Genomic DNA, 11,710 nt, shown 5'->3' on the forward strand with positions numbered 1-11,710 from the left:
GGCCGACGCTTGTTCTTCGATCGCTCGCGTGCGAGCCTCGCCGGCCTCGTCCGTGTTGCCCGTTCCGGCAGCTTTCATCGCACGTTCGAGGTCGGACATCGCCCGCTGCTGCGCCGCAATCGCTTCCGCGTGCGCCGCCTCGATATCATCCGACGCTGAGTCCACCGCGTCCGGATACGCCTCGCGCAGTTGCCCGAGTCGTTCTTGCTCGAGCTGATCCATCGAGTCGAGTGTTTCTTCGAGCGACTCGACCACGTCCATCAGACGCCGTTGGTGAATCTCGCGAACCTTTTCGCTCAACTCCTCGAGTCGGTCGCTACTGGTCACGCTCGGCGCCGCTTTCGCCACCGATTCCGTGGCGGCGTTGGGTTTCAACAACATCAACACCAACAACAAAAATCCCACGTGCACGACCAACGATCCGGCCAGCCACCGAGACTGACCGGCTGAGTTTCGAGAACGCGATGCGGTGGAAACCATAACGATATACCCAGTCAAAACGACGAAACAATTTCTCGATCATCAAAGGTCTCGCCATGTTGCGAAACCAAACACTTCGTCACCCGCGGTCTCTCGCACCCCTCGCAGGCAAAGGCGACGAACCGGAAAAAGTCAATCGACAGCACTAGACGCCCCAAGCCTCCATCAGCCGCTCGGCGTTTGCCGCGGTGAACACACCTAGCCGAGCCATCTCCCGCCAACAAATTCACCGGGGATCGAATCCGTTCTCGCGGGGCTCCGGCTTTGCCCCCGGTTCTCGCATTGCCTTCAATCGTTCCAGCGTTGCGTATCAACACAATGCGTCCAAGCTCATACCAGCCCTACAGTTTGTCTGCGACATGCACCGACACGTTTGACAGTGACCGCAGGTTCAATGCCTCCAACACTTTCACCACGTGTTCGAACGGTGTCCGTCGATCCGCATCAATCTGCACCGGCCGGTCCCGCTCTTCCGCCGCGACTCGGTCGAGCTGCCGCATCAACACGCCCGGCGTCGCCATGTTGCCATCCAGATAGGTCTGGCCAGTGACGTCAATCGAAATCACCAACGTGTCCGGGGCCACCGCGACCTCGACCGCCTGCGTTGCCGGTGGCAATTCAACAGGCAACTCTCGTTCGAGTTTCTTTAACGTCGTCGCGACGAGAAAAAAGATTAACAAAAGGAACACACAATCAATGAGCGGAGCCATCTGCGGCTCGACTGATTCTTCTTCGATGATTTCGGTTCTCACGCTGTCGTCTCCATTTCCTGTTCCGTGCCCACCGCGAGATCGCCCGCACCGCTTTCCTGGCTCGCTTCTTTTGAACCCGATGAAACCACCGCGGCGTCATCCCCCGGTTCGGGCAGCAAGAACCAATCGCTAATCAATCCACTCGCCGCCTGGTCCAACGCCGCACTGCCAAACCCGATCTGGCTCTTGAGACACTGATAAACAAACACAGCCGGAATCGCGATGATCAATCCGACCGCCGTCGTCACGAGTGCCTTGGCAATGTCGTCCGCGAGAATCGAGGCGTCTCCCATCGATCCGGCTACCGCCACCGTTTCAAACGCACCAATCATCCCCAACATCGTGCCGAGCAATCCGAGCAGCGGTTCGAGCGTTGCCACCAAAGCGATCGGAAACAACCGCTGCAAATGTCGGCGAATCTCGCGAGCCGCCACGTCACCGGCCAACTGAGAAACCACCTGATAGCCAGCATTACGGTGCCGAACGACCTCCTCGATCACGAGCCCCAACAAACTGCCGTTCCGGCCCGCCTTGTCGACCAACTCGTCGTATCGTCCCTCATGCCACAACCGATCCGCCTCCTCGATCAACTTTGGCGGCACCAACGATTTGCCTCGCAGATGAACAAACCGCTCCAACGCAACCGACACCCCGACGATCGACAACAGAATCTGCAGCACGACGACAATCCCGCCCTGCCGCAACTTGCTAACCAACTCATCGAGAGCACTCGATTCCGTTTCCGCCCCAACCTCCGAGATCCCCGCTTCAGTCGACGTCTCCAGTTCCGTCGACGCAACCGTTCCAGTCGCCCCCACGTCCGGTTCGCTCTGTGCAAGGCAGTACGGCGAACCGAGAGCAAAATGGAGCATCACAGCGAAAAGCAAAACAGCGGCACGCATGGGCTAGTCTCGAGGTGGGATTCGGCGGGAAGGATCCACAGATCGTCAGCGACCGATCAGAAGATCGAAGAATCGCGGTCTGCGGAACGCCGACTGTAAATTGTTAACATTTAGCAGTCAAGCAGCTTTGCCGCTTCCCAGCCCGGAATCATGAACTTTAAGGGACTTCATTCCCCGTTGCAGAGAACGCCGATCGCAGGCTCCGCCCCATCCGCAAACCGACTGCCCCGGCTCGCGAACCCTCCACGATCCCCCAGCACATTTCCGCTTCGAAAAGCGTGCGACCTTACCGAGCCTGACGCAGAATGAATCCATTGAGCCACACGCCTCGCTCGCCATCGGCGTCCTGGAATCGAAATTCCACCGGCGACGAATCTTCCACCTCGAAAGCCACGACCGCTATCCCAGGCCCTTCATCAGGAACCTGTTTGCCCGTGCTCACCGTCACCTTCGTGCTCCCCGTCTTGGTCGTCACGTTCACGACCGATGCGACCGGAATCTGATGAATCTTCAACGTCTTGAGACGCTCGCGATTCGGATCCATCGAGTTGGTGTTCGATACGGGCGCGTGATGGAACGTTGTCAATTCATAACGCCCCACCGCCAAACCGCTCAGCTCCAACGCAAACCCCTCCGGATCGATCACACAAACACCTTCGCCCATGACGAAACCGTCACGTCCCTTGACGTTCATCTCACCGAGCCATCGTGTGATCCCCTCGTCTGATGCCGGCTTCAGCGTCGCACGCACACCACCGAGAAAATCGGCCTCGAACGCAGCCGGCTGATTGCTTTCACCGATCCATGATTGCCAACCGAATTGCACGAGCTGCCCTTCTCCTCCCATATCAACATGCAAACGGCGTAAATCATAGATCGCGCGGGCCCGCGTTTCGATGCAATCCGGATTGAACGGGACACTCGTCAACGTTGCCTTCACCGTTTCAAATCCCTCGCACTCCGCGGTGACGTGGATTTCACCCGCGCTCAATCCCGCACGAATCAACACCGGCGCCGCTCCTCGCGAGACCGGCGCGGGATTGGCCCCCTCAATCTCTCCTTCGCCAACAATCTCGGCAGGGCCATGGACGACGTAACGCACATCAACATCCGGCCCCGGAACGAGTTTGCCGTCTTTGTCCACAAACCGCGTATACGCCAACACAATATCATTGCCATCGGCCGTCAACTCGCGACCTTCCATGTCAACATCGATCCGCATGGCGACCGGTTCGCCGTACGACTCGTCTTCCGGTAACGCCATGTTGCGAAACCCGTCCATCATCCCGCTCCGCATCCTGTTTTCGGACTTGTTGGTCGGATGAAACGTGTAGTACGCGTGCGCAGTCCAGTGAATCAAACCGAGTCGCAACGGATCTCCTCCGTACAACGCGATGCTCTCCGGAGTCAGCTTGCCTTCCATCGCCAACAAGTATTCCTCACCCGTCCAATCGTCCACTCCGCGATAGTCCATGTTGGTGAACAGATCACAGACGCCCGAATTCTGTTCTCCCGTCCACGCCGAATTGTTCGACGCCGTCCATCGAGTCGGGTCTTCTTGCTTAATGGCATAGTGAAGGCGAGGAACCGCGCCGCGGTGGTTGATACCCGCTCCCCAAATGATGACCGACGGATGGTTTCGATGGTTCCGAACCATGCGTCGCGCCGCCCGCTCGAGATTGTCAAACCACGCATCATTGCCGATCGCGATCCACGTGGGAGCCTCTTCGTAAACCAACACCCCGAGACGATCACACGCGTCGAGAAGCGCATCGTCCTGCGGGTAATGCGCCGTGCGGATGATGTTCATGCCCTTCTGTTTCAATTGCAAAACATCTTTGTAGTGCAACGAATTCGGCATCGCGTCCCCAATGAACGCGTAATGCTGATGCCGGTTCGAACCAAACAGATCCACCGGTTCACCATTGAGCAACACCCCGTGCTCCTTGCTCAACGCCAACGAGCGAACACCGAGCGGATTTTCAACACAATCGATCACGGTATCCCCGTCCCACACCGTCGTATTGACGCGGTACAGATACGGGTCATCGCACGACCACAGATGCAAATCCTCGTCGATACCGCCGCATTGATTGAACGTACGATCCTCACCAGGAGGAATCGATTGCATATCGGCCAACCGCATCACCACGACGCCGTCACTATCGACGACCCGAGTCAAAACGCGGCAGTCCTTTCTTCCCTCGCTCTCGTTCCTGACCGTCGTTCGAACCGCGATCGTTGCGTTGCCGTTCAGCGGATCGACCGCCGGCGTTGTCACCGAAACACCGGCGTAAAAATCTTCCCACGCAAACGTCACCCGCAGTCCACCAGTCTCAACCAAGTAGACATCACGATACAGACCGCTGAATTTGACATAGTCATACGGCCCCGGATCGGGAGGCGTATCGTCGCGTTTCCGATTGTCCACACGCAACGCAATCTGATTCTCGCCGGCGCTCACATACGAAGTGATATCGAAATGAAACGGCGTGTAGCCCCCGATCGCATGCTGCCCAACGTGTTCGCCGTTCACCCATAGATCCGTGACCTGATGAGCACCCTCGAACTCCAAAAACACCTTCGTCGGGTTCTCTGACACCTCAATGACTCGGCGGTACCATCCCACCGTTCGGTGAAACGTCTCCTGGAACTTGCTATCGTCGCAGCCATCCAAATTCACATCGGTAAGTTTCAGCGTATGCGGAACGCTAACCTCTTCCCACTCCGAGTCATCGAATTCGTTTCCATAGAAATTCGCGTCGGGATCACCACGATGAAACTTCCAATGCGGAGTCAGAACAACTTTCCGGCGCTGCGACGCAGGATAACCGTCCGGCAATCCGTCCGCAGACAAGCCAGATTGCAAGAACAACGAAACAACACAACAAACCAGCACGCACCGCGCACTCGCAGGGACGAGACGTTTCATTGGGAGGACGCCTTCATTAAGGTGGGGAAGAAACAGGAGGGAGTCAGCGGAAACGAGAAGCTTCCACCAACGTAGCCGGAGTCGTCAAACTTCCGACAAAACGAACCAACAAACGCATCAGCGAAAACCATCAATCATCCATCGGCTCGATCGCGAACTCAAACTCATACTCACCCGCATTCGGGACGTACTGCGGCATCGTATGAGACAACGTGCCGCCGAGTCCGAGCTGCAACTGATCGACATTAAGCGTGAAGAACCCTTGCTCGGTCAACTCATAGGGATGTTTCGCCGCAGCGATCGCTTCGGCGCTGTAAGGCCAAACCGAAAAACTAAACACCGGCGAACCGCTCACACGCAGCCCCGACTTTCCGTCATCGGAGGCCAACGTCAACCAACGCGTGTCAGTACGGTTGCCGTTTTCCTGCGGCATCACGTAGTTCTCAAACATGTCACGCGTCTTTGATTGATATCGCCCGACAAAGGCGGCCCGCCGACGGTCCTCATAGTTCTCAAACGGACCGCGCCCGTAATAGGTGGCCTGCGTATAGGACGACGAAACTCCCATCGTCATGCCGAACCGAATCAGGTTGGGTAACGACTCATCCGCATCGAGCTTCATCATCACCGACAACTTGCCCGATCGACTCACCGTGTACGCCGTCGCTAGCTGGATCTTCTGACCTTGACTTTGTACGACGCTAACAACAACGTCGGAGCCCTCTTCCACGTCAAACGAATCGATTGGCAGCTTCCTCTCGAGCCCCTTCCACACCTGCTGCGACTTGCGAAAATCACCCGAACTGGCTGCCTTCGAATCGTTGTCCGTCGGAGGCCGCGAAAAGTTTGGATGCATTGGCGCCACCAACCGCTCGGTCCCGTCGACAACGTACGACTCCACAAACCCCGTTTGCTTCGACACCGTCACGGAAAAGCCATCACCCGACACGACCACCTTATCGCCGGACTCACTGACGCGAAGGTCGCTGCCGTCTTCCGACGATGCATGCTCCGAACGTGCCGGTGAGTTCAACGCGATCTGATCGGCCGCAATTTCAAAACCACGCTCACACCACGGCCGGTCTCGCGTTTCATGAACGCTCATCCGCAGCCAACACTCCGCGTCATCCGATACACTCGATTTCGCAAACGGGATCGCGATTTCGTTCGAATCCCCGGCCGCCAAACTCAACGCATCAATCTCTCCCGTCTCTACCGGTTCTCCGTCACGCAAAACCGCCCACCGGACTTCGTATCCGCCAAGGTCCGTGAAGCAAAAACGGTTCGTGACCTTCACCTTCGCTCCGTCGGAACCAGCGGGCTCAAAAACAACCGGTTGAAACACATGCTTGCATTCCCATGCGTGTGGATTGGGTGTCCGGTCCGCTGCGAACACGCCGTTGATGCAAAAGTTACCGTCGTTGGGGATGTCTCCGTAGTCACCGCCATACGCAAAGTACGTCTCGCCTTCGTCATTGGTCTTTTCGAGTCCCTGATCGATCATGTCCCAAATGAAACCGCCCATCAGGTTGGGAGCACTACGGATCTCATCCCAAAATTCGCCGAGACCGCCGATGGAATTTCCCATCGCGTGCAAATACTCACACATGATGATCGGCCGATCGATCTTCGGATTCTCGGACATGTTGACCAACTGGCTGAGGTCCGGATACATCCGACTGACGACATCCACATAGTCTGAGTCGTCTGGGTTCGACATCGTCGGCCAACCTTGCGACTGATACCCGACACCGTTGCCCTCGACGTAGTCTGGATCGGTCGGATCCCCCTGGGCCCCTTCGTAGTGGATGAATCGCGACGGATCGAAATACTTGATCCACGCCGCCGCGGCCGCCATCACCGGACCGGTCCCCGATTCATTGCCCAACGACCACGAAACGACACAAGGATGATTCTTGTCCCTTTCAACCATCCGATACACCCGGCTCATGATCGCACCGCTCCATGTCGGATCATTCGGGATAGCCCCACCGAGGTGATGTGTTTCAATGTTCGCTTCGTCCATCACATAAATGCCGTACTCGTCGCACAGCTCATAGAAGTACGGATCGTTCGGATAGTGTGATGTGCGAACCGAGTTGAAGTTAAACCGCTTCATCAACTCGACATCCTTCCGCATATCCTCACGCGTCAACGCTTTGCCACGTACCGGGTGATGATCGTGCCGGTTCACGCCCATCAACTTGACCGCGACACCGTTGACCAGAAATTCACCCGCGTCATTGATCTCGAGATGCCGAAACCCAACCCGCTGACTTCTTGTTTCCGCGATTTCCCCGTTTGGCTTTTGAACCGTCAAAACAACCCGGTACAAGTACGGATCTTCTGACGACCACTTCCGCGGCGAAGCAACATCCGCCTCCATAAACGCAAACTTCGTCAGATCCCTCGCCGGCCAACGTTCGTTGTAAATCCCCTTCGCCGACGTCGACATCGTCGAGTCCAACACCGACTTGCCATCGGCATCGAACAACTCGGCCGTAATCTTCCATCCGTCGATCGAGTCAACGTCTTTACCAACCCAAACGCGAGGGCGGATCTCCAACTTCGCATTCTCGAGGTTTTCGTCAAACTTCGTCCGCACATAAACATCCTCCAACGCAACCTTCGGACGAGCCAACAAGAGGACATCGCGTTGGATACCGCTCAACCGCCACATGTCCTGGTCTTCGAGATAGCTCCCGTCGCTCCAGCGAAACACCTGAACCGCAACCCTGTTCGTCCCTGGTTTGACATACGACGTCACATCGAATTCCGCCGCCAAACAACTGTCCTGACTGTAGCCGACCATCTCGCCGTTCACCCATACGTGAAACGCCGACGAGACGCCGCCAAAGTGCAGGATGATCGAATGATCCTTCCATTCGCTCGGCACTTCGAAATCACGGTAGTAGCTACCAACGGGATTATCGCGATAGATAAAAGGTGGCCGAGGCGGTTGCGGCCCCTTCCAATCGTACTTTAACGTCTTATCAAAAATTCGCGGCGTGAACGGGTAAGTGATATTCGTGTAGATCGGTTGCCCGTGACCTTGCAACTCCCAATTCGATGGCACTGGAATATCGTCCCACTGCTTCCCATCGAAATCAGACGCCATGAAGTCCGTCGGCCGATCTTCGACGCGATCGACATAGCGAAATTTCCACGTCCCGTTCAACGAACGCATCCGAGCCCGATCCCGGTCTCCACTCAGCGCGTCATCCACATTGCGATACGAATGCGACGCCACTCGCGACGGCAGCCTGTTTCTCTCAAACGTCGTGATAGACTCCCAATCGTTCTGCGCAAAGGCAACGACAGGCACGAATAGCAAAGAGAGAATTGTGGGGATAAGCAACTTCATAAAGAGTTCAAAAGGTTGAAAGAAATTCAAAACGAAAACAAACAATTCAGTCGTCAACAAAAGCAAACTCTTTGCAATCTCGACCGAGCACCAACCCGACAACTTCGCGATTCACTCACCAACAGGCTGAACGCTCCTGTTCGTTGCTCGAAACCACAACCCAAATTCAGCGTCGATGTTTCATACGGCGTTCCAACTGCATGAGCGTTTTCAAAAATGAGGCAACCGATGCAGTCAGACTTCGAGAGCCGTTCGGTGTGCGATTGTAACCAACATAAAACACTCTTGTACGAACAGGAAACGTTGATGCGACAATTCGCATCGAACCAAACAACCGATCAAATGCGAGACAAATCTATTGATCTCTACGTTGTCACACACCGCATGATTCCATAAGGAATCCTTCGCAGTTGACCGCGCACCAACCACAGCGGCACGCACCGTCAACCACAACCATGCAGTGTATAGAACCAATCCGGATACCTAGCGGAACCCGGGAGAGTGTTGCAGAAAATGAAGTAGCCGATGTCGCCAGACTTCAGTGGCCTGAACTCTGCCAAATCCAATACAAAAATCCGCCACGCCAAATTTCACAATCCTTTAGCCGGCGGGCATTGGCCCCGGTTATCTCATCAGAACGACAGCAAACGCCGATCGCCCTAAAAGCTATCAACCGACCACGAGATTCAATAAACAAACCAACAACCAGCACAGAACCGACGAGCCCCCTCATCGCCACCAATCGCCGCGAGTTCACTCAACACCGCTCGACGACTCAACACTACAAAGCCCATCAATCCAATCACGTGCGACGTCTCGATAGGTGTTGGGGCGATGCATCCACCGATCCGTGTGCGGATGAATCACCTTTCCTTCCGGGATGTCAAAAATCTGTTTTGTCGGAACATCGAGAAACGTGAAATCCGCCAACGTTGAAACAGCACCGAGATACGAATCACGAATCTCGCTCGCTCGTGTGCTGCAAACCAACACCGGTCGCCCACGCAACCTCACCAGCCGACTGAGTGCGGATTCGCGATCGCTGCCGGGATACTTCCATTCTCGCTCCCCATCGAAGTGGTCGTGCGTCACGATCCCCTTCCACCATCCCGCGATTTCGTCATCCGCGAGCCCGATGTAACTGCACGCGATCGCTCCACGCGAAAACCCACACAGCACAACACGTTCACGATCACCACCGAACGCGTCACAAATACGCGGTAGATTCGTTTTGCAATACTGCACTGTGGCATCGCGATCTCCCCACCACATCTCCGCATTCTCGCGGTGGTTGGTTTCCACGTAGGGCATCGAAACCCACAGATACCGCGTCCCACCACTCAGCCCAAAACCGAGATTCGCGTCTTCCACCCGACCGGTCGACAAACTTGGTGCCCAACGGTTTCCCGTGTACTCAACGATAACCGGGTACTGTTTATCTGGCTGCCAATCACGTGGCAGGTACAACGCATGGAAAACGTCGGTCCCTTCGTACTCGGCCGCCACCTGTCGCACGCGCCGCCCTGCGGCGGGCGTTTCATCAGTCATCACCGGGGTGATCAAATCCAAATCGGATTCAATATCGACACCCACCAGCGTGTCATCCGAGCTGGCCCGCTCAACCTCCCCAGCAACCATGCCGATCGACACGACAACCATCCAAGCCGCGAGCCTCATCAACCGGCTCACCCTAAACCGGCTCACCCTGAACTGTCCCACCGTCAACCGGCCTACGATTAACCAACGCAGCGTTAACCGGCCCACGATCAACCGGCCCACGATCAACCGGCCGAGACGATTCCGCCCGACACACAACCAGCCACGACACAAGCCTGCACGCAGCGAGCGAACGAAGTTTTCACTGGAAATAGGAACAACCATCACTCCGCAGATTCACCGACCGCCGTATGGTTGAGAATGCGTCGAGACGAAAACCGGCGGATGTGTTGGTAATGCCATGTCTTGTACTCGTGAGTCAAACCCCAGCGAAGAATCTCCGTCGGCTCTTTCTCGTTGTCTGCCGTCCGGTTCAACCCGATCGCGTGCGGAGCATCTTTGATCACCGACATGATCTCAAAATTGATGCCATCGGGTGCCCACTGAATCGTGTTCTTCTCGGGCCCGTCGGTCGTGATCAACGAAGCGATACCGCCGTTGTAAGGCCAAACGCAAACCTCATGCCCGCTGTTGCTGATCGGGTTGTAAGGACTCTTTACGTACGGACCTTTGGGATCATCGGCGATCGCCACCCCGTGCCGAATCTGCCGGCCACCGAACGTGATCGCCTCACCCATCTGCTCACCTTTGTAATACAGATAGAACTTTCCACGATACGGCAGGATGCACGGGTCATGCACCTTGTGGCTGTCGAAGTCACCCTTCTTAATCACCTTGAACCGGTTCTGCTCCTCGCCCTTCCACACCCCGTTGTCTGCCGGGCTGAGAATCGGCTCTTCGCTCTTCGTCCACGGTCCGTCCGGCGAGTCCGACCATGCCAGTCCGACCTGATTCTTCACGCGGACATTGTAAGGCGACTTCACCGTTTGATAGCACAGGTAGTACATCCCGTCGTGCTTCATGATCTCGCACGTAAACACCGACCGATCGTCATAGGCCCCCTTCTCGCCCCGTGCAACCGCGAGCCCCTGTTCCTCCCACGTCCATCCGTCATCCGACGTCGCATACCAAAGGTCACAGCGGTCCCACGGGAAGACCTTGTCGTTTTCAATATCGCCGGCAAAGCCCTGTGTCGGTCCGGTGCCACGCGTGTACCACACGTAGTACTTGCCGTTCTCCTTGATGATCGCACTCGGATCGCGGCGACAAACACCTTCCTCGTACGCGAGGTCGCCCTTGAGGTCCTGAGTCGCGAACTCGACAAACCACTCGTTACCGATCTTCGGCCACTGGAGCGCTCGCCTCGACGCCGCACTAAGTTTGTCTGGATTGGTGATCCCGAGAAAATCAACTTGTTCAGGACTCGGAACCGGATTGTCTTGAGCCATAACGGGATACGACCAAACGAGAGAAGCGACCAAAACGACCAACGGAGCAATCTGCAGAATTTGCATGTTGTCAACTCAAAAGGACAGCGACGGCGGTTGCCCGCAACAAGGACAAACAACAGTCCCAACCCCACCGGTCAGGAACCACGCATTGTCAACAATCAACAAGTTATCCAGTTGAGCGCCGAAGTCAACGGCTCAACGCAGTCATTCACACCGCTCCCGCCCAGCCCCGCCGGAATCACCGCCCCACCAGCCCCCTATCCACCCCTGTT

The 11,710-nt window shown here is 56.2% G+C and carries 6 protein-coding genes and 1 pseudogene; all 7 read right to left on the reverse strand.

The window, feature by feature from the left end:
• Positions 1-480, reverse strand: a pseudogene (locus tag RSSM_RS16560) (hypothetical protein); the annotation flags it as partial.
• A gap of 341 nt (positions 481-821) precedes the next feature.
• Positions 822-1,232: an ExbD/TolR family protein gene (locus tag RSSM_RS16565; RefSeq protein ID WP_008681113.1), complete on the reverse strand. Its 411-nt coding sequence runs from the start codon at positions 1,230-1,232 to the stop codon at positions 822-824.
• On the reverse strand, positions 1,229-2,134 hold the full coding sequence (locus RSSM_RS16570) for a MotA/TolQ/ExbB proton channel family protein (protein ID WP_236621193.1): 906 nt from the start codon (positions 2,132-2,134) through the stop codon (positions 1,229-1,231). Before RSSM_RS16570 ends, RSSM_RS16565 begins: the two co-directional genes overlap by 4 nt.
• 286 nt (positions 2,135-2,420) lie before the next feature.
• Positions 2,421-5,066, reverse strand: coding sequence for a glycoside hydrolase family 2 protein (locus RSSM_RS16575; protein WP_008681119.1), 2,646 nt, complete (start codon positions 5,064-5,066; stop codon positions 2,421-2,423).
• Between the two features lie 130 nt (positions 5,067-5,196).
• Positions 5,197-8,253, reverse strand: a complete 3,057-nt coding sequence (locus tag RSSM_RS16580) for a glycoside hydrolase family 2 TIM barrel-domain containing protein (protein ID WP_236621194.1) — start codon at positions 8,251-8,253, stop codon at positions 5,197-5,199.
• Between the two features lie 930 nt (positions 8,254-9,183).
• Complete coding sequence (locus RSSM_RS16590) at positions 9,184-10,107, reverse strand: hypothetical protein (RefSeq protein WP_063709087.1); 924 nt, start codon at positions 10,105-10,107, stop codon at positions 9,184-9,186.
• Between the two features lie 203 nt (positions 10,108-10,310).
• On the reverse strand, positions 10,311-11,501 hold the full coding sequence (locus tag RSSM_RS16595; protein ID WP_008681128.1) for a glycoside hydrolase family 117 protein: 1,191 nt from the start codon (positions 11,499-11,501) through the stop codon (positions 10,311-10,313).
• Between the last annotated feature and the right edge of the window lie 209 nt (positions 11,502-11,710).

Origin of the sequence: Aporhodopirellula sallentina SM41 (assembly GCF_000346505.1) — a bacterium.
GTDB classification, from domain to species: Bacteria; Planctomycetota; Planctomycetia; order Pirellulales; family Pirellulaceae; genus Rhodopirellula; species Rhodopirellula sallentina.